Origin of the sequence: Phascolarctobacterium succinatutens YIT 12067 (genome assembly GCF_000188175.1) — a bacterium.
In the GTDB taxonomy this organism is placed as follows: Bacteria; Bacillota; Negativicutes; order Acidaminococcales; family Acidaminococcaceae; genus Phascolarctobacterium_A; species Phascolarctobacterium_A succinatutens.
Window position 1 is genome coordinate 1,278 of the sequence record NZ_GL830888.1, and the last position, 24,676, is coordinate 25,953.

General features: G+C 48.6%; 22 protein-coding genes, 1 pseudogene and 1 riboswitch. Of the genes and pseudogenes, 20 read left to right on the forward strand and 3 right to left on the reverse strand.

Annotation, left to right across the window (positions count from 1 at the left end; genetic code table 11):
• The coding region (locus HMPREF9443_RS11010; protein WP_222859553.1) for a hypothetical protein at positions 1–267 on the forward strand (267 nt) is incomplete at its 5' end.
• 332 nt (positions 268–599) lie between these two features.
• Here HMPREF9443_RS11010 and HMPREF9443_RS05715 read toward each other — a convergent pair.
• Genes HMPREF9443_RS05715 through serC form a run of 3 tightly spaced genes read right to left on the reverse strand, consistent with a single transcriptional unit; the run spans position 600 to position 3,946 of the window.
• On the reverse strand, positions 600–1,238 hold the full coding sequence (locus tag HMPREF9443_RS05715) for a histidine phosphatase family protein (protein WP_009145587.1): 639 nt from the start codon (positions 1,236–1,238) through the stop codon (positions 600–602).
• A gap of 30 nt (positions 1,239–1,268) precedes the next feature.
• The gene (gene serA, locus HMPREF9443_RS05720) at positions 1,269–2,855 is read right to left on the reverse strand and encodes a phosphoglycerate dehydrogenase (protein WP_009145588.1); all 1,587 of its coding nucleotides are present in this window, start codon (positions 2,853–2,855) and stop codon (positions 1,269–1,271) included.
• Positions 2,856–2,872: 17 nt separating this feature from the next.
• The gene (gene serC / locus HMPREF9443_RS05725) at positions 2,873–3,946 is read right to left on the reverse strand and encodes a 3-phosphoserine/phosphohydroxythreonine transaminase (RefSeq protein ID WP_009145589.1); all 1,074 of its coding nucleotides are present in this window, start codon (positions 3,944–3,946) and stop codon (positions 2,873–2,875) included.
• A gap of 501 nt (positions 3,947–4,447) precedes the next feature.
• Positions 4,448–4,546, forward strand: a riboswitch (TPP riboswitch).
• A 63-nt stretch (positions 4,547–4,609) separates the two neighbouring features.
• Between serC and thiC the strand changes: the two genes are divergently transcribed.
• The 19 genes and pseudogenes from thiC to HMPREF9443_RS05825 all read left to right on the forward strand — a co-directional run bounded on the left by thiC (position 4,610) and on the right by HMPREF9443_RS05825 (position 24,477).
• On the forward strand, positions 4,610–5,911 hold the full coding sequence (gene thiC / locus HMPREF9443_RS05735; RefSeq protein WP_009145591.1) for a phosphomethylpyrimidine synthase ThiC: 1,302 nt from the start codon (positions 4,610–4,612) through the stop codon (positions 5,909–5,911).
• Between the two features lie 494 nt (positions 5,912–6,405).
• Positions 6,406–7,211, forward strand: a pseudogene (locus HMPREF9443_RS05740) (DUF535 family protein).
• Between the two features lie 176 nt (positions 7,212–7,387).
• The gene (locus HMPREF9443_RS05745; protein WP_040565109.1) at positions 7,388–8,317 is read left to right on the forward strand and encodes a hypothetical protein; all 930 of its coding nucleotides are present in this window, start codon (positions 7,388–7,390) and stop codon (positions 8,315–8,317) included.
• A 124-nt stretch (positions 8,318–8,441) separates the two neighbouring features.
• Positions 8,442–9,920 carry an LPS-assembly protein LptD gene (locus HMPREF9443_RS05750; protein ID WP_009145595.1) on the forward strand — a complete coding sequence of 493 codons (1,479 nt, stop codon included), beginning with the start codon at positions 8,442–8,444 and terminating at the stop codon, positions 9,918–9,920.
• Between the two features lie 11 nt (positions 9,921–9,931).
• Positions 9,932–10,495, forward strand: a complete 564-nt coding sequence (locus HMPREF9443_RS05755) for a D-sedoheptulose-7-phosphate isomerase (protein WP_009145596.1) — start codon at positions 9,932–9,934, stop codon at positions 10,493–10,495.
• On the forward strand, positions 10,485–11,975 hold the full coding sequence (gene rfaE1, locus HMPREF9443_RS05760; RefSeq protein ID WP_009145597.1) for a D-glycero-beta-D-manno-heptose-7-phosphate kinase: 1,491 nt from the start codon (positions 10,485–10,487) through the stop codon (positions 11,973–11,975). Before HMPREF9443_RS05755 ends, rfaE1 begins: the two co-directional genes overlap by 11 nt.
• Positions 11,972–12,946: an ADP-glyceromanno-heptose 6-epimerase gene (gene rfaD / locus HMPREF9443_RS05765; RefSeq protein ID WP_009145598.1), complete on the forward strand. Its 975-nt coding sequence runs from the start codon at positions 11,972–11,974 to the stop codon at positions 12,944–12,946. The genes rfaE1 and rfaD overlap by 4 nt, the downstream gene beginning before the upstream one ends.
• On the forward strand, positions 12,936–13,442 hold the full coding sequence (gene gmhB, locus HMPREF9443_RS05770) for a D-glycero-beta-D-manno-heptose 1,7-bisphosphate 7-phosphatase (RefSeq protein ID WP_009145599.1): 507 nt from the start codon (positions 12,936–12,938) through the stop codon (positions 13,440–13,442). The genes rfaD and gmhB overlap by 11 nt, the downstream gene beginning before the upstream one ends.
• A gap of 2 nt (positions 13,443–13,444) precedes the next feature.
• Complete coding sequence (gene waaC / locus HMPREF9443_RS05775; protein ID WP_040565111.1) at positions 13,445–14,488, forward strand: lipopolysaccharide heptosyltransferase I; 1,044 nt, start codon at positions 13,445–13,447, stop codon at positions 14,486–14,488.
• Positions 14,488–15,534 carry a glycosyltransferase family 9 protein gene (locus HMPREF9443_RS05780; RefSeq protein ID WP_009145601.1) on the forward strand — a complete coding sequence of 349 codons (1,047 nt, stop codon included), beginning with the start codon at positions 14,488–14,490 and terminating at the stop codon, positions 15,532–15,534. Before waaC ends, HMPREF9443_RS05780 begins: the two co-directional genes overlap by 1 nt.
• Position 15,535: 1 nt before the next feature.
• Positions 15,536–16,180 (forward strand): hypothetical protein, encoded by a 645-nt coding sequence (locus tag HMPREF9443_RS05785; RefSeq protein WP_040565112.1) that lies wholly within the window; start codon positions 15,536–15,538, stop codon positions 16,178–16,180.
• 154 nt (positions 16,181–16,334) lie between these two features.
• Positions 16,335–17,738, forward strand: a complete 1,404-nt coding sequence (locus tag HMPREF9443_RS05790) for an alanine/glycine:cation symporter family protein (protein WP_009145603.1) — start codon at positions 16,335–16,337, stop codon at positions 17,736–17,738.
• A gap of 258 nt (positions 17,739–17,996) precedes the next feature.
• The gene (locus HMPREF9443_RS05795) at positions 17,997–18,800 is read left to right on the forward strand and encodes a CoB--CoM heterodisulfide reductase iron-sulfur subunit B family protein (RefSeq protein WP_040565113.1); all 804 of its coding nucleotides are present in this window, start codon (positions 17,997–17,999) and stop codon (positions 18,798–18,800) included.
• A complete protein-coding gene (locus HMPREF9443_RS05800; RefSeq protein WP_009145605.1) occupies positions 18,800–19,189 on the forward strand; it encodes a 4Fe-4S dicluster domain-containing protein in 390 nt (129 codons plus the stop codon). Before HMPREF9443_RS05795 ends, HMPREF9443_RS05800 begins: the two co-directional genes overlap by 1 nt.
• An 11-nt stretch (positions 19,190–19,200) precedes the next feature.
• Entirely contained in the window at positions 19,201–21,189 is a 1,989-nt protein-coding gene (locus HMPREF9443_RS05805; RefSeq protein WP_009145606.1) for a CoB--CoM heterodisulfide reductase iron-sulfur subunit A family protein, read from the forward strand.
• On the forward strand, positions 21,183–21,620 hold the full coding sequence (locus tag HMPREF9443_RS05810; protein ID WP_040565114.1) for a hydrogenase iron-sulfur subunit: 438 nt from the start codon (positions 21,183–21,185) through the stop codon (positions 21,618–21,620). The genes HMPREF9443_RS05805 and HMPREF9443_RS05810 overlap by 7 nt, the downstream gene beginning before the upstream one ends.
• Entirely contained in the window at positions 21,608–22,597 is a 990-nt protein-coding gene (locus HMPREF9443_RS05815) for a 4Fe-4S dicluster domain-containing protein (protein ID WP_009145609.1), read from the forward strand. The genes HMPREF9443_RS05810 and HMPREF9443_RS05815 overlap by 13 nt, the downstream gene beginning before the upstream one ends.
• Entirely contained in the window at positions 22,590–23,648 is a 1,059-nt protein-coding gene (locus HMPREF9443_RS05820; protein WP_009145610.1) for a 4Fe-4S dicluster domain-containing protein, read from the forward strand. The genes HMPREF9443_RS05815 and HMPREF9443_RS05820 overlap by 8 nt, the downstream gene beginning before the upstream one ends.
• Complete coding sequence (locus tag HMPREF9443_RS05825; protein ID WP_009145611.1) at positions 23,641–24,477, forward strand: FAD/NAD(P)-binding protein; 837 nt, start codon at positions 23,641–23,643, stop codon at positions 24,475–24,477. The genes HMPREF9443_RS05820 and HMPREF9443_RS05825 overlap by 8 nt, the downstream gene beginning before the upstream one ends.
• Positions 24,478–24,676: the final 199 nt, after the last annotated feature.

A 24,676-nucleotide genomic window follows, 5' to 3' on the forward strand; every position in this document is an offset into this window, starting at 1 on the left:
TATGGACTTGCTTCTTGGATGCGCCCGCAACAAGGTGGGTTGCCGATTCAATGTGGTAAGAAAATCCACCCCGCGACCGGCAAGTTTTGGGGTGGTTTTCTTATGTCTGGATTACGGTGTTGCAAAAATATTTGGATGTGGTATAATAAAAATAGAAAGACAACCGCCCACAAGGTGGGTTGCCGATTCAAAGAGGAAAGAAAATCCACCCCGCGACCGGCAAGTTTTGGGGTGGTTTTCTTATGTCTGGATTATTTGCTGAACTGAAATATAAATGTCAGTAACGCCAGAATAAATACGCCAAAGGCCATAAGATCTTTGAAGTCGTAATTTTTCATAAGCATCACCTCCATTCCAACGGAATTTCGGCAACGCCACCCTGCAGTGGTTCGCACCAAACCAATCGGCTACGCCTCTTGGGGTGCTATCACATGGCGCGCAGTACCAATCAGCTTCGTCCTATGGACTTGCTTCTTGGATGCGCCCGCAACACGGTTGTCTGTAATATTGTATCATGCAAACAAAATTTTGACAAGAAAGACAAAAAACTACCGCCCTCGCAGCTTTGCTGCGCAGGACGGTAGTTTTGCTTTGTTAAATTACAGGCCAGCCTGCTCAATACCGCTGAACAGGAAGCCTAAATGATTGGTGGAGTTCAGCAACACTACGCGCCAAACACCTTCATTATATTCTAATACATTGATACAGGTATTATCCTGCTTAATCTGCCAGAAGTGCGACATATCAAGGCCAAGCAAATCACAGATAATCGCTTTGTTCACTGCATCATGCGCAGCAACCAGCACAGTCTTATCGATATATTTGGCAGCATAATCGTCAAAGGCAGCGCGCGCACGCTTGCGCACATCCTCCAGGCTTTCGCCGCCGTCAGGCATTTGTACTAGGTGCGGCCTGGTGTGCCACAGGGCAAACTCCTGCGGAAATTGCTTGGCAATTTCCGGTGCCAGCACGCCTTCCCAGCTGCCGTGATTTATTTCCAGCAGACGTTCATCTGTTGCTACCGGCAGCTTGTGCAGATCGGCGCAGAACTTGCAGGTCTGATAGGAGCGCTGCAGTGGGCTGGAGATGCACACATCAATAGGGATATGGTGCAAGCCCTCGGCCAGCAGGTGGCCTTGGCGCAGACCGCGCTCGCTCAGCGGTGTATCTTCCTGTCCTTGGTATCTGCCTTCTATATTCCAGGTTGTTTCGCCGTGTCGGACTAAAATTATTCTCATAGAATTTCCTCGCTGTAATTTATATAGTGATTAGCCTTCGCAGTTGATAAGCTTAACGTCAATAATGCCTTCCACACCACGCAGCTGCAGCATAATATCGTTAGGAATATCATCGCCAACAGCAATCGCCATAATGTTGGTGTCGGATTTAGGAGTGCTGCCAACCTGCATGCCGTTGATGTTGATGCCGGCGCTGCCCAAAATAGTTGCCATTTGACCGATCATATTAGGCTTGTTGACGTGCGGTGCCAGCAGCAGGTAGCCTTCGGGATTGAAGTCAACATGATATTGGTCGATTTGTACAATTTTAGGCTGCTTGCCGTCGAACAAAGTGCCTTCGATTTTATGTGTGCCCTTGGCAGTAGCAATTTTTACATTGATAGCGGTAGTGAAGTAACCTGGCTTGTTAGCCTTAACCTCTTTAACCTCCAGGTTACGTTTTTTAGCAATGCCAGGAGCATTGACGAAGTTAACGCTTTCCTGCAGAATTGGGTTCAGCAGGCCTTTGAGGAAGGCGGTAGTAAGAGCCTGGGTTTCGGTTTCGGCAAGCGCACCGGTGTATTCTACCTCAACGCTCTTAATCGGTCCGTCTGCCAAATAGATGCCCACGGTACCCATACGTTCTGCCAGCTTGAAGTACGGTTGGATAACTGCTGCCACGCTTTTCGGAATGGGCGCCATATTAACGGCGGTCATAACCGGACGGCCTTCGAGAGCATCGATTACGCCGTAAGCAACATCAACAGCTACACCGATTTGCGCTTCGATGGTGGAAGCACCAAGGTGCGGAGTTTGTACAACGTTGAACAGGCCCAGGAAGGGGTTATTTTCTTTGGTAAGCGGTTCGGTCGGATAAACGTCAATGGCAGCGCCGGCAATTTTACCGGATTTAACGCCTTCGGCAATAGCTTCGGGATCCATGCAGCCGCCGCGGGCGCAGTTGACAATGCGCACGCCGTCCTTCATTTTGGCAATAGCTTCGGCGTTCAGCATTTTTTCGGTTTCTTTGGTGAGCGGAGTGTGGATAGTGATGTAATCGGATTTAGCCAGCAGAGTGTCAAAATCAACCAGCTCAACGCCAACCTGATGCGCACGTTCTTCGGTAATATAAGGATCGTAACCAATGGTGGTCATTTCCATAGCCTGCATACGTTTGGCAACACGGCTGCCGATACGGCCGACGCCGATGATGCCAAGGGTTTTGCCCTGTACCTGAATGCCGTCAAAGGATTTGCGGTCCCATTTGCCTTCCTGAATGGATTGATGGGCTTGCGGAATGTGACGAGTCATAGCCATCATCATAGCAACGGTGTGCTCGGTAGCTGCCATGGTGTTGCCTTCCGGGGTGTTGAGTACGACGATGCCTTTAGCGGTAGCGGCAGGAATATCGATGTTGTCAACGCCAACGCCGGCGCGGCCGATAACCTTCAGGCGGGTGGAGGCTTCGATAACCTCCTTGGTTACCTTGGTCATGCTGCGGGTTACCAGACCATCGTAATTGTTGATAACCTTGATAAGCTCCTCCGGCTTCATGTTGGGCATTACATCTACATCAAAGTGTTCGCGCAGCAGAGCTACGCCTTTTTCGCTGATATCGTTGCTGACAAAAATTTTCATGGTGATTTATCCTCCTGTTATTTGTTTTCCTTCATATATTCTTCCATAAACTCCGCCAAAGCCTTGCAGGCCTCCAGCGGCACAGCATTATAGGCACTGGCGCGGCAGCCGCCGACAAGACGATGACCGCCGATACCGACAAAGCCGGCAGCCTTGCCCTTAGCTACGAAATCCTTCTCCATTTCCGGCGTAGCCAGATTGAAGGTAATGTTCATATTGCTGCGAGCTTCGGGAGCAGCATGACCCTTGTAAAAACCGTTGCTGTTGTCGATAACGTCATAGATGAGCTTAGCCTTTGCTGCATTATTCTTGGCAATAGCGTTTACTCCACCCTGCTTTTTAATCCAGTGCAGAGTTTTGTTAACCATATAAATGGCAAAGACAGGCGGTGTATTGTACAAAGAATCGTTATTGGCAAAGGTGCTGTACTTCAGCATAGTGGGCAGCTCCTCACGCGCTGTTGCCAAAAAGCTTTTCTTGGCAATGACAATGACTACGCCTGCAGGACCAAGATTCTTTTGCGCTCCTGCGTAGATAAGATCAAAATCCTTGACGTTCACCTTGCGCGAGAGGATGTCGCTGGACATATCGCAGATAACGGGAACATCAAACTTGGGGAAATCCTTGTATTCGGTGCCGTAAATCGTGTTGTTGGCAGTGAGGTGTACATAAGAAGTATCGGGGCGGAGCGTGAATTCCTGTGGAATGTAGCTGTGGTTCTTATCAGCGCTGCTAGCGGCCTCATAAACCTCGCCGTAGAATTTTCCTTCTGCCATAGCCTTTTTGGCCCAGACGCCGGTGTTGACATAAGCGGCGTATTTTTTAGTGTGGAAATTGGCAGCTGTCATTAAAAACTGGGTGCTGCCGCCGCCTTGGATAAACATAATCTCGTAATCCTCGGGGATTTCCATCAGCTCACGCAGCAGCTGTTTTGTTTCTGCATGCAGGGCAGCGTATTCACTACTGCGATGGCTCATTTCAATGATGCTCATGCCGGTGTTTTGATAGTTTAAGAATTCTTCCTGCGCTTCCAACAGTACCTCGAGCGGCATAGCGGAAGGACCGGCGTTAAAGTTATATGCTCTTTTCATGTATTCTTTCCTTCTTCCTGAAAATAAATAAGGCAAGCACATCCTTTTGGGACGAGCTTGCCTTTATCTCGCGGTACCACCCAAATTGCCATTGCATAATTGCTTCACCTAAAAAAATAAGCCCATCATCCCTATCTTGGGACGAGGACTGCTCGCGGTGCCACCCAATTTGCCTATGGCCAACTTTGAACGCTGTATCGGGCGCACCCGTCAAATTCGTCATTTGCCGCTTCGGAGCGGAACTAGTGTGCTTCGCTGCTGCCTTGCATCAACCGCCAGCTTTCTGAAAAGACCTGCACATTGCTTCTCCATCATTGCGTTGCTTAATGTGATTTGTAGATGATTATAGCACGCCTGCTTTTAGAGTCAAGTGTTTTTGTAAAGATTTTTTATGTATACAATTTTTTTAGTGAATTTGTAACGTAGATTACAGAAAAGTTTCGGTTTGTATGCTTGCAAAATGATGTTATTCATGTTAAAGTAAGCATGTAAACAAAACAACGCAACCGCTAGGGGCGCAATTTGCTGAGAGGACTTACATCCGACCCTTTGAACCTGAATCTGGTTAAAACCAGCGTAGGAAAGCGAGCAGATTTCTGCAAAAAGACAATTCAACCGCTTTCCGACAGGAAAGCGGTCTTTTAATTATAAGGAGGAAAAATTATGGCAACACAAATGCAATTGGCACGCCAAGGTGTGATTACCGAAGCAATGAAAATTGTAGCAGAGCAGGAGCATGTAACTGCGGAGTTTATTCGCGAAGGCGTAGCAAACGGTACTATCGCCATTCCCTGCAACATCAATCATAAAAATATTATTCCGCGCGGTGTTGGTACCGGCCTTACTGTAAAGGTTAACGCTAACATCGGTACCTCCAGCAGCTATCCTGATCCGGAACCGGAGCTGGCAAAGCTGCAGGCTGCTATTGATGCAGGCGCGGATTCTGTTATGGATCTTTCCACCGGCAACAATATCAGCGCTTCCCGTCAGGCAATTATTGCTGCATCTACCGTAATGGTTGGCACTGTGCCTATGTATCAGGTAACTGTAGAAACCATTAAGAAGCGTGGCGCAGTGGTTGAGATGACTAAGGAAGATATTTTCGATGTTATCCGCCAACAGGCTGCAGATGGCGCCGACTTCATGACCATTCATTGCGGCATTAACAAAAATGTGCTGAAAGCACTCATTGACGAAGGCCGTGAGATGGATGTTGTCAGCCGCGGCGGCAGCTTTATCACCGGCTGGATGCTGCACAATGACGCAGAGAATCCTCTGTATGAATACTATGATGAAATTCTTGATATTTGTGCCGAATATGATGTAACTATCAGCCTTGGCGATGGCCTGCGTCCCGGATGCATTGCTGATGCTACCGACAGAGCGCAGATTCAGGAGCTGCTGAACCTGGGTGAATTGACACAGCGCGCTTGGGATAAGGGGGTACAGGTTATGGTAGAAGGCCCCGGCCACGTGCCCTACAACCAGATTGCTGCGAACATGCAGCTGCAAAAACGCCTGTGCCACGGCGCACCGTTCTATGTGCTCGGACCTCTTGTAACAGATGTTGCTCCCGGCTATGACCATATTACCAGTGCTATCGGCGGCACTCTTGCTGCTGTCAGTGGTGCTAACTTCCTATGCTACGTAACTCCGGCCGAGCATTTGGGCCTGCCTGACTTAAATGATGTACGCGAGGGCGTAATCGCTACCCGTATCGCTGCGCATGCCGCTGATTTGGCTAACGGCAACAAGCAGGCATGGGAGTGGGACCTGAAGATGGCAAGAGCACGTAAGGTTCTGGATTGGCCTGCTCAGCTTGATCTGGCTATCGACCCGGTAAAGGCTAAGGAATATCGCTGCCGCAAGAACAAATCCGATGATGAGGCTTGCTCCATGTGCGGTGATTACTGTGCCGTTAAAATTGTCGGTCAGTATCTCGAAGAGCATATGAGAAAGAATTAAGTCATTACTTGAAAAAATAGTATGAATGTGATATATTAAATATAGAAAAAGACAACCGCCCGCAAAGGTGGGTTGCCAGTTGAATTGACTTGAAAAGCCGCCTCGGAATCTGGTAAATTACAGAGGCGGTTTTTCTATGTGCGATTTACTTTCGGTTCTGAAAAATGAACGTCAGCAATGCCAGTATAAACATACCGAAAATCATAAGATCCTGGAATGTAAAATATACCATAGACATCACCTCCATTCTTAATTGAATGAAGGCAATACCACCCTGTAAAACGGTTGTCGTAAAAATTTTAACACATAAACATATTTTTATCAAGAATGCTTGATGCTTATCATTCTGAACTATGCTATAATATAGATAATTATAATATTTCTAGAGGTAACTGATGGAAAAGAATATTTTAGAATATGTCGGCAAAAGCTTATATCAGACACATATTTTGAAGGAAATGAAGCGCTATGTCGTTTTCCGTGCGCGTTGTGCTATGCATAGCAACTCGATAGAAGGCTTGCTGAAATTTTTTGATGCAAACAGCAATCGTCAGGCATGGCTGCAGGGAGCACCTGCGCTTTTGGAACAGACTACCAGAGCGTTTTTTATAAAGGCTCAACTTGGGATGAACGTGTAGAGCTGGTGCAGAATCATCTGCTGATTATGGAAGAGCTGTTCAAGCCGGAGCTGATGGATAAATTGTATAGCAAGGGTGAAATGGTGCAGCTGTGGGAGGATTCCTACGATGACAGACCGTTGACGCTGCAGCTGTGGTTTCATGCCGGCCAACGCAAGGAAGGCTGCATGTCTTTGGCTTTATTCTATGAGGGCGAGCCTTTATACCAAATCATGTTCTGGCTGGCAAAGAATAAAACAGACGGCAAGAATGTTATTTATATTGGTGCCCTGCAGGGACCGCAGAACGGTAATGAGCTGATTAAGGGCATGACGAAGGCTTTCTTCGGCTATCGTACCAAAAACCTGATGTTCTATGGTCTGCGTTGTTTTGCTAAGGCTATAGGCGTTGAAAATATTTTCGCTGTTACCAATGACGGCTATTACGCGATGAACCATGTACGTGTAGATCGTAAGCTGAAGACTGATTTCGGTGCTTTCTGGCAGGAGTGCGAGGGTGTTATCTGCTCAGATCGTCGCTTCTATATTATGCCGACCGCGGAACACCGCAAATCTATGGAAGAGCTGAAGCCGTCCAAAAGAGCACAGCATCGTCGTCGCTTTGCTAAAATGGATGAAATGAAGGCTGCTGTTAAGTCTGCTGTTGACAGCTACAAAAAATAAAAAATTACTTGTTTGGTTTGTAATATAGGTACAAAAGCTGTCTGCAATATTATTTATAGTAACAATCTGTACAAATTTTACATTGGATAAAGCAGAGGTTCAGAATAGAACCTCTGTTTTTTTTAGGTAAAACATGCTATAATGAAAATATATAGCTCTGATTGGAGGTAAGAAAATTGAAAAAACAGCTTGCAACTTTATTGTTGACCTTTATCTTTTGCTTTACTACAGTAATTCCAGGTTTTGCTGCTGATTCTGCTGTCCCGATGGCAGATAAAATCGGCGCTATGGAAAAAATGCTCTATGGCACGGAGCAGAGCGGTTCCTTGCTGCAGCGTATGGATAGTCTGGAAGATGATGTTTACGGAACTATTACCAGCGATGCTATTATAAACCGCGTTGACAATATGTACGATTATCTTGAGGGTACTCCTGATAACGGTGAAGCTTCCTTTGCTACTAAGCTGAATGTGGTAGAATGGAAAATGAACGAAAGCATGTCTGGCGGCGCTGCCAAAAACCGTATTGAAGCCACGGAAAAGCTGCTTTATGGCCAGAATCAGACCGGTTCTTTGAGCGGTCGCCTGGAAAGTCTGCTGAAGCTCGCTTCTTATACTGACGGAAATGTGCCTGTACAGCAGGTTGTGCTTCCGAAGGATTCTGTTTTTAAAATTGCTTTTACCTCTGAGCTGAGCACTAAAATGAGCCGTAAGGGTGATGTAGTTCATTTTAAGGCAGCGGATAACCTGTATGTAAATGACGTACTGGTACTGCCGAAGGGTGCAACCGGTGTTGGTGAGGTTAAGAAGGTTGTTCAGCCCGGTATTTTCGGTAAGGATGGCCGCATTGATATTGACTTTACCTATATCTATGGCGTAGACGGAACCAAGATTCCCGTTACTGTAGGCGAGCTTGCTAAACAAAAGGCTGAAAGCATTGCCGGTGCAGCCGGAGCTGCTATCGGCGGTATGATTATCCTTGGTCCTGTGGGCCTGGTTGGCGGTGCTTTTGTCAAGGGTAACAGCGTAACTATTCCGGTTGGCTGTGAAACATTTGTACAGACTGCTGAAGATACTTCTCTGCAAGGCGTTGTATATCAGGAATAAAATCGAAAATTATACGTGAAAAGCTCACTCTTTCGAGTGAGCTTTTGCTTTTTTTATGGTATAATGTTAAGTGGATTACTATGAAATTTTTTCTTCATCAGTATAGAAAAAAGGAGTTTTTTATATGCATAAGACTTTTATAGCTACAGCTTTGGCACTTGGCATGTGCCTGCCTGTTTATGCTGAGCAGTTCAGCAACAGCAATAGTGACAGTATGCTAAGCCCGGTAACTGTTGATGAACCTAATACAGCGGTACCGCATCGTGAAAAGCTGGATACAGAAAAGCAGCAGGGGCTGCCGATTCGTCTGACCGGTGAACATGCCGAATATGATACTGTCAGCGGTGATTTTCATGCCGAGGGCAATATCAAGGTATCGCAGAACGGTCAGGATATTTATACAACGCAGGTCAAGGGTAATATGAAAACCGGCGATATCTGGCTGCTGGAGGGTGGCAAGCTGGTAGAGGGTGCCAGCGAAACACAGGCTGCCTGGGGCCATTATAACTTTAACAATAAAACCGGTGAAATGAAAAAATTGACCGGTAAGAACGGCAAAGATTTCTTTGCTGCGCCTCATGCCGAAATTTATCCTGATAAGATGGTTCTTGATGAGGGAGGTTCTACGAGCCGTTGTCCGGCAGTAAAGCATCCCAAATGTCTTGAAATCAAGGCAAAGACCTTTGAAATTTATCCTCATGATAAAATGGTAGCCCGCGACGTCAAGGTTTATGTACGCGGCAAGCATATCTATTCCCGTGATTATTGGGAAAATAGCCTGACGGAAAAGTCCAAGGAACGTATTCTGCCGCATATCGGCTTTAAGGACAGCGACAAGGGTACCTATGTCAATCTTTCCTACGAGCGTCCTTTAGGAGATAAAGACACAATTTACGCTGATTTGAATTATTACAGCAAGGCCGGCTATAAGCCTGTTTACGGCTTGGAGCACAACGAGCGTAACTTTAAGGTTACCTATGAAAACGGTTGGTATGAGGATGATGATGAATGGGTAGAGAAGCAGAACAATATCCGCTTTGATTATAAAAATCATCATATTGCACCAGGTTTGCCCTTATCCTACAGTGCTTACTTTGAACGTGGTCTGTGGAAAAATGATGATACCGGACGTAAGAGCTGGCATACAGAATATGGTGCCTTCCTTAACCATGACCGCATTTATCTGTTCAACAGTAAAAAAACCTCTTTAGATTTGACAATCGGTAAGAAGTGGACACGCGAGAGCGCAGATGATTCTGTAGAATCCACTAATGTTTATTATGCAACCTTAGCCCAGAAAATCAGTCCGCATTGGAATACCTGGGTTGGTTATTATCGTGAAGATTTTACGACAGATGTATTTACCTACGATCAGCCTGATATGGCTAAAGAGCTGCGTAATGGTCTGCAATACATCATGGATGACAAGAACAGCTTTACCATTGTCAACCGCTATGATTTGGACCAAAAGAAAAATTATGAAACAAGATACAGCTGGACGCATAAGTTCTGCTGCTGGCAGCTTTCTTTGATTTACAAGCATAAAGATACTGATAATAAAGACAGTGCTTTTGAAGCTAAATTTGATTTTGTAAACTGGTAATGAGGTAGAAAATGAAAGAGATTATTAAGCAACGCTTTCTAGACCATCTGCAGGTGGCAAATGCTGTGATGAACAGCGATATTCTGGCACAGATTGAGCGCATTGCTGTAGAAGTAAAAAAGGCGTTGGCCAATGGCAAGAAGGTTTTGTTCTGCGGCAACGGCGGCAGCGCCGCTGACAGCCAGCATCTGGCTGCCGAGTTTGTAGGCCGCTTTCAAAAGGAACGCGCCGGTCTGCCTGCTATCGCACTGACGGTAGATACCTCCATTCTGACTGCTGTCGGCAACGATTACGGCTATGATAAGGTTTTCGTACGTCAGGTGCAGGCACTCGCACGTCCGGGCGATGTGCTGGTAGGCATTTCCACAAGCGGCAACAGCGCTAATGTTGTGGAAGCTGTTGAGCTGGCCAAGAGCATGGGTGTTTTCTGCGTAGGCATGACGGCTGAGGGCGGCGGTAAAATGAAGCTGCTGTGCGACGAGTGCATTGCTGTGCCGGCGAAGGTTACTGCCCGTGCGCAGGAAATGCATATTTTGATAGGCCACATTTTATGTGAGCTGGTGGATGGTGAATAATTTGGCTGATTTAGCTGTAACAACTTTTTTAGCGGAACAGATTAAGAATGTACGCATTGCTGTTATCGGCGATGTGATGCTGGACAGATATTTTCAGGGTGAGGTTAAACGCATTTCTCCGGAAGCACCTGTACCGGTAACACGTATTACAAAGATAAATTCTGTGTTGGGCGGTGCGGCAAACGTTGCTGCCAATCTGGCACATCTGGAATGTCAGGTTTTTATGGGCGGTGTGACAGGTGATGATGAAAACCGTCTGCTGCTGGAAAAGCTGATGGATGATGCAGGCATCAATCATCAGGGACTGGTGAAAAGCAAACGCCGCAAGACTATTACCAAGTTGCGTGTTTTGGGCGGTAATCAGCAGATGCTGCGACTTGATTTTGAAGAAACCGGCGATTTATTTCCGGATGAAATTGTTGAGCTGCGTCATTGGCTGGCAGGCTTGCTTGACGAAGGCTTGGATGGTATTATTGTTTCCGATTATGCCAAGGGTGTCTGCTCGGATGATTTTTGCCAATGGGTGATTGCTCAGGGCAAGGCCTATGATATACCGGTGTTGATTGATCCTAAGGGAGCAGACTGGTCTAAATATGACGGCTGTGATTTTATTACGCCTAATTTAAAGGAAATGTGTGAGGCTGCAGGCTGTCAGCGTGAAAACTCTGATGAAGCCGTTGTCAGCATGGCGCAGGCTGCACGTGAAAAATTCCATATCAAAAATGTTGTTGTTACCCGCAGTGAGCGCGGCATGAGCCTGGTTAATGCTGAGCAGGTGCTGCACAGTCCTGCTACTGCGATTGAAGTGTTTGATGTTTCCGGTGCCGGTGATACAGTGGCGGCTACGCTTCTGGCCGGTGTTGCAGGCAAGCTGGCGTTGGCAGATGCTGTTTATATGGCGAATCGTGCTGCAGGAATTGTTGTGGCCAAGGTTGGCACTTATCCGGTGCACCGTGACGAGCTGTTGAAGGATTTGCTGACGGAGGAACGTAAGCAGGGCCGTGGCTATCGCACGCTGAGCTGGCAGGAGATAGCATCTTTGGCGGCAACCTGGAGAGCCTGCGGCGAAAAGATTGTTTTCACCAACGGTTGCTTCGATATTCTGCATGTAGGACATGTAACGTATTTGGAAAAGGCGCGCAACCTTGGCAAGCACCTGATTGTCGGCCTGAATACGGACGCTTCCGTACGCCGTCTGAAGGGTGAAACAAGACCTTTGGTGCATGAGCTGGACCGTGCGCGTGTACTGGCAGCGCTGGCCTGCGTAGATGCGGTAGTACTGTTTGATCAGGATACTCCGACCGAGCTGATTGAAAAAATTCGTCCCGACATTCTCGTCAAGGGCGGAGATTACAAGCCTGAGGAGGTTGCCGGACGTGAATATGCCGGTGAAGTGCGCATTATAGAATTTGAAGATGGTTATTCCACAACCGGTGTGGTGGAAAAAATTGCCAAAATGGTTAAGGAGGGCAAATTATGATTATCGTAACTGGTGGTGCCGGTTTTATCGGCAGTAATATTGTTAAAGGCTTAAATGACCGTGGTATTGATGACATTCTTGTTGTCGATAACCTGACCAACATGGTTAAATTCAAAAATATCCAAGGCCTGAAGGTTAAGGATTATATGGATAAGTATGCTTTCATGGATGCACTGAAGGCAGGCAAATTCAATCATGAAAAAATCGACGTTATCTTCCATGAGGGCGCTTGCTCCGATACAATGGAATATAACGGCAAATACATGATGGAAAACAACTTTGAGTATACTAAAAACGTGCTGCATTTCTGCCTCGACAGAAAGATTCAGATGATGTATGCTTCCTCTGCTTCCACCTATGGCAGCGGTGCGCATGGCTTCCGTGAAGAGCCTGCCTGTGAGGAAGCACTGAATGTATATGCTTTCTCCAAGCTGTTCTTCGACAACTATCTGCGCCGTCTGCTGCCGCAGGCACAAAGCCAGGTAGTAGGCCTGCGTTATTTTAACGTATACGGTCCGCAGGAGAATCATAAGGGCAAAATGGCTTCTATGATTTATCAAATGTATAACCAATGGAAAGCAGAACATAAAGTTCGCCTGTTCGGTGAGTACGCCGGTTATGGACCGGGCGAGCATACTCGTGACTTTGTGTATGTAAAAGACGTTGTTAAGGTAAACTTCTACTTCTGGGATCATCCGGAAATCAGCGGTATTTTCAACTGCGGTACCGGCCATGCGCATCAGTTCAATACTCTTGCTAAGGCTGTGCTGAACCACTTTGGTAGCGGCGAGCTGGAATATGTACCGTTCCCTGAAGTACTGAAGGGCAAATACCAGAGCTTTACCGAAGCAGATGACACTAATCTTTTGGCAGCAGGCTATGACGGAGGCTTTACTCCGATTGAAGAAGCTGCAGAGGAATATTGCCAGCTTCTCGACAAGACCGGCGGTTATTACGTTTATGAAGGCTAAGGCGGTATTTTTTGACAGAGATGGCGTGCTCAATGTTGATGTAGCCTATCTCTACAAAATTGAGAACCTGCGCTGGATTGACGGTGCACGCGAGGCTGTGGCGTATCTGACGCAGCTTGGCTATACAATTTTTGTTGTAACAAACCAGAGCGGTATTGCGCGTGGTTATTATACGGTAGAGCAGATGAATGAGCTGCATGCTTATATGCAGCGTGAAATTGCTGCGGCAGGCGGCAAAATAGAAAAAATCTACTACTGCCCGCATCATCCAGAGGGCAGCGTGCCGGAATATACCGGTGTGTGCGATTGTCGCAAACCCAAACCGGGCATGCTGCTGCAGGCGCTGGCAGACTATGATATCGACAAGGAGCAGAGCTTCTTGGTCGGTGACAGTAAGCGCGATGTGGAAGCAGCGGAGGCTGCTGGTGTCAAAGGCTATCTTTACACAGGAGGCAATCTGCTGGATTTCGTAAAAAATATTGTAAGCGAGAGATGATAATGGAGTATCGGAATATCCTGTTAATCAAAATGAGTTCTTTAGGTGATATCCTGCACACTTTGCCCTTTGCGGCAGCACTGCGCAAGCGTTATCCCAAGGCGAAAATCACCTGGCTGGTACATCCGCAGTTTGCCGGCTTTGTACCGGATCCGCCGGTGATTGACGAGGTGCTTTATTTTGATAAGGTAAAATTTAATAAGCTGGGCTTCAGTGATAAGCTGAAATATTTTTGCGAAATGCGCTCTTTGCTGCACAGCAAGCATTTTGACCTGGTGATAGATATGCAGGGCCTTTTCAAAAGCGCGGTACTGGCTGCTATCAGCGGTTGCGATAACCGCATCGGCTATTGCGAAATGCGCGAGGGCAGCGGCTTTATCAGCAAGGCGATTGGCGGAAGTCATAGCAAGGACCATGTTATTGAGCGCTATCTTGACGTGGCGCGTTATCTTGGTGCCAAGGTAGAGTCATTGGATGATGTGGAATTCCCGATGCCGGATTTAAGCACGGAAACCGCTTCTGTGCAGCATAAACTGCAGGAGGCCGGCTGGCAGGGCGGCGATTACGTTGTTATTGTTCCCGGTGCACGCTGGTGGACGAAGGAATGGCCGGTCGAGCATTATATCGAGCTGGCGAAAAAGCTTACGGCTGACGGTACTGCCGTGGTGCTTGCAGGTGGTCCCGATGATGCAGTCAAGGGACAGAAGATTGCCGAAGGCACAGCAAGCTCGCTGGTTATCGATTTGACGGGACAGACAAGCCTGCGTGAGCTGGCGGCGCTGATTAAGGGCTGCAGCTTCTATATCAGTGCGGATACCGGCCCGCTGCATTTTGCGGCGGCACTTAAAAAGCCGCTTGTGGCGATGTACGGACCGACGAAGGCTGACCGCACTGGACCATACGGCAGCAAAAATTCCACGGTATTGCTTTCACCGGCAAAGTGTGCAGGCTGCTTGAAGAAAAAATGCGATAACTGGCATTGTATGCATGATATAACGCCGGAAATGGTTTATAAAATTTATCAGGAAAAGGTGGCAGAGGGCTGATGGCACAAGCTGTAGAATTAAATGGCAAAAAAATATTGGTAACATTTTTGATGCATCTGGGAGACCTGACGCTGACTACGCCTTTTATCCATGCGCTGCGTAAGGCAGCACCGGATGCACACATTACCTTTTTGGCGGATGAGAAGCTGAAGGATGTAGTGCTGCACAATCCGTATTTAGATGAGGTTATCACGATTGATAAGAAGGGCAAGGACAATAGCCTGCTGGCGTTGATGGCCTGCGCCCGCCGTCTGAGCAAGATGGATTTTGATGTGCTGATTAATCTGCATCCGAATGAGCGTTGCAGCTTTATTGATGCTTTTACCAAAGTGAAATTGCGTTGCGGTACAACACACACCATGTTCAAACCGCTTTGGGATGTGTTTACTCCGCTTAACCGCAAAATCCATGCGGCAGACATGTATCTTGATGTGCTGACGCAGCTTGGCGTCAAGAAGCTGGAGCATAACGGCCTGGAGATTTTCCCGAGCGAGGAATATCAGCAGCATGCGGATGAATTCTGGCGCGAGCACGGTGTGTTCGCTTCGGACAAGCTGGTGGGCTTTAACATCGGCAGTGCTGTTGTTACCAAGCGCTGGGCGCCGGAGCGCTTTGCCAAGGTAGCTGATATTCTTGCGGAAAAAGGCTATAAGCCTGTATTCTTCGGCGGTACGATGGACGAAGAAATGGTGCAGGAGGCCGTAAGCTTCATGAAGACAACTCCTGTTGTAGCAACCGGTTGCTTCCGTATCGGCGAGCTGGCGGCGGCAATGCGCCGTTGCAGCCTGGTTATCACGAACGACAGCGGCCCGATGCACGTAGCTATCAGTCAAAAGGTGCCTATCGTGGCAATGTATGGTCCGTCCAGTCCGAAGCTGTACGGCCCTTATACCAAGGATGCAACTATTGTGACAGCGTTGCCGCCCTGCCCTGGCTGTGCGGATGGCATGAAGCATAAATGTGACGATATGCAATGTATGACACGTCTGACGGTGGAGCAGGTAGTGCAGGCTGCCGAGCAGATGTTGGAACAAAAGGAGAAATAAATTGAGTAAGCAAAGCATTATTACCGGTGAGGTTTTATTGCTGTGTGAAAGATTGGAGATGGCGCAGTTTATGCACGCCTATCTCCGGCATTTATTTAAGCAGGGAATCAGCTTGCCTAACATGCAGATTGTAAATTATCAGAGTATCGATAAGTTAGACTTGCTGACTAAACGCCTTATACAGCTGGAAGGCAGAGAAATAGTGCGCAAAGCAGTATTCTTTGCCGACGCGGCTGATGAGCGCGAACGCCGAATGCAGAAATTTTTTGCAGTGCGTGACAATACTTTCTTTAGAGAAGTGGAGTATTGCACGCACTTTTTCTTTCCCGGCAAAAAAGCTACTAAACGTTGGCAAAAAGGCTATCTTGAGGATATGCTGCTGCAATCGCTGCGGCAGGAAAGCTCCGAATGTAGCGATTACTATAATCTTTATAATGTGAGTGCGGAATATCTGCAGACTGTAAATTGCTGCCGTGGGCGTGAGAACGGATTAATGAACTACAGCAGGCATTTATTGTATACATATTTCGCAGGAACAGAAAGGTATGTGGGCATGCGCTTGGGCGAGGCGGCTCTGGCAGGAGCCTTTGATTTGGAGCATCCGTGCTATGCGAGTCTCAAGGAATGCTTGCAAGGCTTAAACTAGAGCAGCAGAATGCGATGTTATCAAAATCACTTAATTGATTTATTATATTGTGCAAAAGTGTTAGCTTTGTTAGCTGTCGTCCTTTCTGAATTTTGGAAAAGCAAATAAATATGTTATAATTAACAAACAAACTAAAAAAGGGGGAGCAACATTTATGTTCGGAGAAATCATTGGAGCAATCAGCAATTTTATGTATAGTTATTTGCTGATTATCATGCTCATCGGTGTAGGCCTGTACTACACTTTGCGTACTCGTCTGGTGCAGGTACGTTTGTTTAAGGAAACTATTCGTGTTATTTTGGAGAAGCCTGTTGAATCCGGTGCGGTATCATCCTTCCAGGCTTTGATGGTATCTACTGCGTCCCGTGTAGGTACTGGTAATATTATCGGCATTTCCACAGCTATCTGCCTCGGCGGTTATGGTGCTGTGTTCTGGATGTGGGTTATTGCTGTTGTTGGCGGCGCTTCTGCTTTTATTGAAAGCACCCTGGCACAGATTTACAAGAAACGTGGTCCGCACGGCAGCTACGGCGGCCCTGCATACTACATCGAAGCTGCTTTGGGCAGCCGCGGTCTGGCAGTGCTTTTTGCTTTGGCCTTGATTGTAACCTATGGCTGCGGCTTTAATATGCTGTGCTCCTACAATCTGCAATCCACCTTTGCTGCTCTGAGCTTCTATAATCCGGATACAACTCCCTGGATTATCGGCGCAGTAGAAGCAGTACTCGTAGGCTATTGCCTGCTGGGCGGTGGCAAGCGCGTTATCAAAGCAACCTCTACTCTGGTTCCTTTGATGGGCGTTATCTACATTTCTGTAGCATTTATCCTTACTATTATGCATATCAATCTGGTTCCCGGCGTTGTAGGCAGAATTTTTGCTGAAGCATTTGACTTCACTGCAATTTTCGGTGGCTTTGCCGGCAGCTGCATGATGTTCGGTATCAAACGCGGTTTGTACAGCAACGAAGCAGGTGTTGGTTCTGCGCCGAACGCTGCTGCTGCAGCTGACGTTTCTCACCCGGTTAAGCAAGGCCTGGTTCAGATGCTGTCCGTATTTATTGATACTCTGCTGATTTGCACCGCTACCGCTTTCATGTGCCTGAGCTCCGGCATCGAGCCGACTAAGGAGCTTGCTGGTGCGCCTTATGTACAGGCAGCTCTGGCAGCAAGCATGGGCGATTATGCTAAGCTGTTTATCACTGTATCTATGGTACTGTTTGCCTTCACTACTCTGCTGGGCAACCTGTATTATGTAGATAATGCTTTTGCTTATGTTCTGAAGCATGTTCCGGGCAAAACCTTTACTCTGTGCTACCGCATTCTGGCTTGCGTACTGATTTTCATCGGTGCCGGCTCCAGCATGGGTACAATGTGGGATTTGGCAGATGTTACCATGGGCTGCATGGCAATTATCAACTTGCCTGTTATCTGCATTCTGGGCGGTCCTGCTCTGCGTGCGCTGGATGATTACACCGAGCAGCGCAATGCCGGTAAGAATCCTGAGTTTAAGGCCAGCAAGATTGGTCTGACTCAAAAGCTGGACTACTGGCAGGATTAAAATTTGTTTCTTGGAGCTGTTACGAGATTTCGTAGCAGCTCTTTTTTGTTTATGATAAAAAAGAGATTATATATGATTCGCAATTCACATTCCGTTTCGTTCAGAGAAAAATTTTCCCGTGTCCGCAGGACACGACGCAACCAAGAAAATTTTTATTTGCTACTAGCAGTATTTTCAGAATTAATGTAGAATAGATACGTAATAAAGCAATTTTTTGGTCAAGGTTGTTTTATGTCCTTTGCGAAGGAGGGAAAGACGATGATTTATAATTATTATCCTGGCTGCACGCTGTCAACGAAGGCGAAGCAGCTGGATATGGCAGCACGACGCTGTGCTGAGGTGCTGGGCTTTCCGCTGGTGGAGCTGCCGGAATGGCAGTGCTGCGGTGCGGTTTACCCGATGGCGCCTGATGCTATTGCCGAGCGTCTGAGTGCGGTGCGTGCGCTTGTGGCGGCGCGTGAAAACGGCGGCGTTCTGGTGACGCTGTGCAGTGCGTGCTACCATGTCATCAAGCGTGTGAATCACGATATGGCGACGAATACGGAGATTCGCCAAAAGGTAAATAATTATCTGCAACTTGAAGAGCCTTATGCCGGTGAAACACGAGTTTTGCATTACCTGGAGGTTTTGCGTGATGAAATCGGTTGGGAAAAGTTGGCGCAGCTTGTGAGCCATCCTTTAAAGGAACGCATGGTTGGCGCTTATTATGGCTGTTTGCTGCTCAGACCGGGAGCGGTTTTGGCCCTCGATGACGTAGAGAGTCCTACTGTTATGGAAGCCTTTATTAAAGCGTTGGGTGCAGAGCCTGTTATTTACAGCATGCGCAATGAATGCTGCGGCGGTTATCTGGCGCTGAAGGATAAGGCGCAATGCGAAAAGCTCGTCAGCGATATTAAAAATAATGCTGCAAGCTGTGGTGCGCAGGAGCTTGTTACTGCATGCCCGCTGTGTGCATATAACCTGACGGCCAATGGTGCCGCAGGCAGCCTGCCGACGCGCTACTTTACGGAGCTTCTTGCAGAAGCACTTGGTGTTGCGGAGAGCGAAGGAGGTGCGGAATAATGGCTGTTGATGAAAAGCAATTGACAGAGGATATTTTGCGCCTTGCTGCTACCGACGTGCGTCGCTGCATGCAATGCGGCCGCTGCAGTGCGAACTGTGAAGCTGCGTCTAAAATGGATTTGCTGCCCCACCGCGTAGTTTGGGACTTAAACAGCGGTTATGCATCCGAGCTGCTGGAGGCTGATGCACCGTGGCAATGTCTGTCCTGCATGGCGTGCGAGGAGCGCTGCCCACGTGGCGTGAGTCCGGCGCGTATTATGGAGGCGTTGCGTCTGCTGCAGATTCGTCAGCAAGGAAACAACAAGCTGTCTGCGGAAAGTGTGGAGCATTATCCGAGCGATATGCCGCAGCAGCTTTTGGTTGCAGCCTTTAGAAAATATAATAAATAGGGGGAAGCTACGTGCAAAAGATTGGTGTTTTTGTTTGTTGGTGTGGCAGCAACATCGCCGGCACGGTAGATGTTGCCCAGGTGGTAGAGGCAGTGCGCCAAATTCCTGACGTTGCCTATGCCATCGATTATAAATATATGTGCTCCGAGCAGGGCCAGGAGCTGATTCGCAAGGCTGTGGCAGATTATAAGCTGGACAGACTTGTTGTCTGCAGCTGCTCGCCGCGTATGCACGAGGCAACCTTCCGCAAATGTGCGGAGGGCGTTGGCATCAATCCCTACATGGTAGAGATTGCCAATATCCGCGAGCAATGCTCCTGGGTGCTGAAGGATAAGGCCGAAGCGACAGCGAAGGCGATTAAATTAGCCAAGGCAGCAATTGCCAAGGTGCGCTTTAACGGAGCGCTGAAGCCCGGCGAAAGCCAGGTAGTGAAGCGCGCACTGGTTATAGGCGGCGGTATTGCCGGTATTCAGACGGCGCTGGATATTGCGGAAGCAGGCTACAAGGTTGATATTGTGGAGAAGGAGCCGACAATCGGCGGCCGTATGGCGCAGCTCGACAAAACCTTCCCGACACTCGACTGCTCTGCCTGCATCCTGACACCGAAGATGGTGGATGCAGCAAACCATGAAAATATTACGCTCTATACCTATAGCGAGGTAGAAAGCGTGAGCGGCTTCGTGGGCAATTTTGATGTGACAATCCGCAAAAAGGCACGCAGCGTGAAGGCTGATATGTGCAGCGGCTGCGGCATCTGTACCGAAAAATGTCCGTCCCGCAAAACTCCGAGTGAATTCGATATGGGACTGAAGAATCGCGGCGCAATCTATATTCCCTTTGCGCAGGCGATTCCCAAGGTGCCTGTTATCGACCGCGAGGCCTGCATTAAGTTCAAGACAGGTAAATGCGGTATCTGCTCCAAGTTTTGTCCGGCAGGAGCAATTGATTATACGCAGACCGATGAGCTGATCACGGAAAAATATGGTGCGATTGTGCTGGCAACAGGCTTTAAAACGCTGTCTCTCGACAAGTTCGGCGAATATGGCTACGGTGCCAGCAAGGACGTTATCACCTCGCTGGAGCTGGAGCGTCTGACGAACGCAGCAGGACCGACAGAAGGTCATCTCGTTTGTCCTTCTACCGGTAAGGAGCCGAAGAAGGTTATTATAGTTTCCTGCGTAGGCTCGCGTGATGTGAGCGGTCGTGGCAAGAGCTACTGCAGTAAAATTTGCTGCATGTATAATGCCAAGCATGCGATGTATATCCGCGAAAAATATCCTGATGTGGATGTAACTGTTTTTTATATAGATGTACGTACTCCGGGCAAGGGCTTTGACGAGTTCCAGCGCCGTGCGGTGGAAGAGTACGGCGTGCATTATGTACGCGGTCAGGTAGGCAAGGTTGTTGTTGATGGCGATGGCAAGCTGACGGTTTTTGCCAGTGATTTGAACAGCGGTCGCAAACTGATGCTGAATCCTGATTTAGTAGTACTGGCGACGGCTGTGCAGCCTTCTCCCGATGCACGCAAGCTGGCAACGATGCTGACTGCCAGCATTGATAACGATGACTTTTACGTAGAGGCGCATCCGAAGCTGCGTCCGGTTGAAAGTCCGACGGCAGGCATTTTCCTCAGCGGCATGTGCCAGGGACCGAAGGATATTCCGGAAACTGTTTCGCAGGCCGGTGCGGCGGCCGTTAAGGTTGTCGGCCTGCTGGCGAAGGATAAGCTGCTGACGAACCCCTGCACTGCGCAGTGCGATACAAGCATTTGCAGCGGCTGCCTGGCTTGCACGCATGTCTGCCCCTATGGTGCGATTACCGGCGAGAGCAAGCAGGTTATTACTAAGCTGGGCGTGCGCGAAACACGTACCGTTGCTGTGGTAAACAATGCGCTGTGCCAGGGCTGCGGTGCCTGCACGGTAGCCTGCCCCTGTGGTGCTATGGATTTGCAGGGCTTTACTAATCAACAAATTCTGGCAGAGGTGGATGCATTATGCTAGAGAAGAAAAATTTTGAACCGAAAATCGTGGCCTTCTGCTGTAACTGGTGCAGCTATGCCGGTGCTGACGGTGCCGGAACGGCCCGCAAGCATTATCCTGCTAATATCAAAATCATCAAGGTTCCCTGCTCCTGCAGAGTGAATCCGCTCTTTATCTTGCGCACGTTTCAGCGTGGCGCGGATGGTGTCATCATGTGCGGCTGTCACCCCGGCGACTGCCATTATTCGACAGGCAACTATTATGCACGCCGTCGTATGACACTGCTGCTCAGTATGCTTGATTATCTGGGCGTGGCCGGTGAGCGCTTCCGTGTGGAATGGGTTAGTGCGGCCGAGGGCGCACGTTTTGCACAGGTGATGAACGATTTTGCCGAGCATATTGCGGCATTGGGTGAGAATGTAAAGTTGAGGGATTTGCGATGCAAAAAATAGAAAAGCTGCTGCAGAAGCGTGCAGCTGAGCTGTTGGCAGAGGGCACAGTAGAGCGTGTGCTAGCATGGCAGGCAGGCGAATTCTTTTACGATAACGCACCTGCTGCTGTTGGCAGCGCAGACGAATGCGACAAGCTCGTTTATAATGAGTTCTGCCCTGCCAATCTCTGCAAATATTTAATCGAAACAAGCCATGCAGGCAAGAAGACGGCTGTTTTCTTAAAGCCTTGCGATACATACGGAGTGAACCAGCTGCTGAAGGATAACCGCATTAAGCGTGAGCTTGTCTACGCCATCGGCACACCCTGCAGCGGTATGCTGGATATCAACAAGATTAAGGCTGCCGGTGCTAAGGGTATCATCAGCGTGAGCGTAGACGGTGATGAGGTTGTTGTCAACACCGCTTATGGTGAAAAGCGTCTGGCGAAGGCTGACGTGCTGCTGAACAAATGCCTGATGTGCAAGGGCGCTGCTTATAAAATTGCGGATGAGGAGTTGGCTGAGCCGTTGACTGTACCGCAGTTTACCGGTGATAAATTCGCCAAGGTCAAGGAGATTGAAGCGATGAGCGCCGAGGAGCGTTTTGCCTTCTGGCAAAGTGAGCTTTCCAAGTGTATCCGTTGCAATGCCTGCCGCGATATTTGCCCGGCGTGCAGCTGCGAGCAATGCATTTTTGATAAGTCTGATACTCCGGTAGCAGGCAAGGCTTATGCCGACGAAGTTGAGGAGCAGATGTATCATATCATCCGTGCCTTCCACGTTGCCGGGCGCTGCACCGGCTGCGGCGAATGTGCGCGTGTTTGCCCGCAGGGAATTCATCTGGAGCTGCTGAATATGAAGTTTATGAAGGATATCAACAGCTTCTTCGGCCAGTATCAGGCCGGTGCGGATAGCGAAACGCCTGCACCGCAGGTAAGCTATAAGCAGAATGATCCCGAGGCCAACAGTGCGGTAGAAGGGAGGGAGCAGCATGTATAAGATAACAAAGGATAAGCTGCCAAAGTTATATGCAGCCCTGCAAAATATCGGTACGCTGCTGCTGCCCTGCAAGAACAAGAGCGGTCATGCGGACTTCGCACCGTATCGCGAGGATGTGGAGGTTGCATTGGATGCGCCGCTGACGAACCGCAGCGCGAAGGATGTTTTCTTCCCGCAGGTAGAAAATCTGCTGACCTTTAAGACGAGCGGCAAGGAGCTGGCGCTGGAGCAGAATGTTCCGCCTGCCGGCATGACGATTGTCATGGGCGTGCGTGCCTGCGATGCGCGCAGCTTTAAGATTTTAGATAAGGTGTTTTTAAAAGCACCTGTTGATACATATTACAAAACAAGACGCGAGCAATGCGTGCTCATCGGTTTAGGCTGCAGTGCTCCAGAAGAAACCTGCTTCTGCCATGCCTTTGGCATTGACGCAGGTGCTCCGGAGACGGATGTGCAGACCTGGCTGGCAGGCGAGGAGCTTTGCTGGCAGGCTGTGACTGCCAAGGGCGAGGAGCTGACAGCGAAGCTTGTCGATGGCGGTGTGCTGGCGGAGGCAACTGCAGATGCTGCGGCAGCGGTCAGCGAGCAGCAGGAGCAGACGCAGAAAATTTTGAGCGTATTGCCTTTGCATGATTTCAAGGTAAATGACGAGCTGACTAAGGATGAGCTGAAGGTATTCAACAGCAAAATCTGGGAACAGATGGCTGCAGGCTGCCTGTCCTGCTGTACTTGTACCTATGTGTGCCCTACCTGTCATTGCTACGATATCCGTGATTATCAGGAGACTGAGGAGCGCACGCAACGCTATCGCTGCTGGGACAGCTGCATGGCGAAGGATTTTACGCTGATGGCGCATGGCAGTCCGCGTAAGACGAAGGTGGAGCGCTTCCGTCAGCGTTATATGCATAAGCTGGTATATTTCCCGGAGAACAATGACGGTGAATATGCTTGCGTCGGCTGTGGACGCTGCCTGCAAAAGTGTCCGGTGCAGCTGAATATCGTCAAGGTAGCCAAGGCCTTGGAAAAAGCGGAGGTGAAGCAGGATGTGTAATTGTCAGGATACCTTGATTCCGCAGATTGGCGTGGTGACGGATATCTGCACGGAAACAGCTGATGTAAAAACCTTCCGCGTGGAGAAAATCGGCGGCGGTAAGCTGTTTGAGCATCTGCCGGGACAATGCGCTATTCTTTCCGTTCCCGGTAAGGGTGAGGCGATTTTTTCCATTACCTCCTCTCCGACGAACGAAAAATATATGGAGTTCAGCATTAAACGCTGCGGCTCGATTACGAACTTTTTGCATTTTGATATTGAACCGGGCCAGCAGATAGCAGTGCGCGGACCTTACGGCAATCATTTCCCTGTTGAGGATAAATTGAAGGGCAAGAATTTACTGTTTATTGCCGGTGGTATCGGTTTGGCACCGCTGCGCAGTGTAATCAATTATATGCTGGACAAGCGTGAGGATTACGGCAGCATTGATGTTGTTTACGGCGCACGCAGCAAGGAAGATTTTGTGCGTTATGACGAGCTGACGAATGTGTGGCCGGTGCAAAAGGATACGCGTGTGCATCTGACGATTGACCGTGCGCAGGAGGGCTGGACGGGCAATGTCGGCTTTGTGCCTAATTTCCTGAAGGACCTGAAGTTTACGCCGGATAAGACGGTGCTGCTGTGCGGTCCGCCGATTATGATTAAGCTGTGCCTGGCGGCGTTGATTGAGATGGGCTTTGAGAAGAAGCAGGTTTATACGACGCTGGAGCTGCGCATGAAGTGCGGCGTTGGTAAGTGCGGTCGCTGTAATATCGGCAAGAAGTACGTGTGCAAGGATGGACCGGTGTTTACTTGCGATGAGCTGGACGAGATACCGGACGAATATTGATTATATTTTGCGTCGCCATAAATATATCGTTCCAGTCAGGAGCAATTTTCCTATGCCTTAGGGCATAACGCAAATTTCGTGCGGAAGCAAGACGGAACTTCGGTAAAATTTGTCATATAGTAACAGTAAGTTACGTACCCTTGTTCCTGTGCTTCCAAGCACTCATTTGCTAAAATTGCTATTCCTTACACGATATATT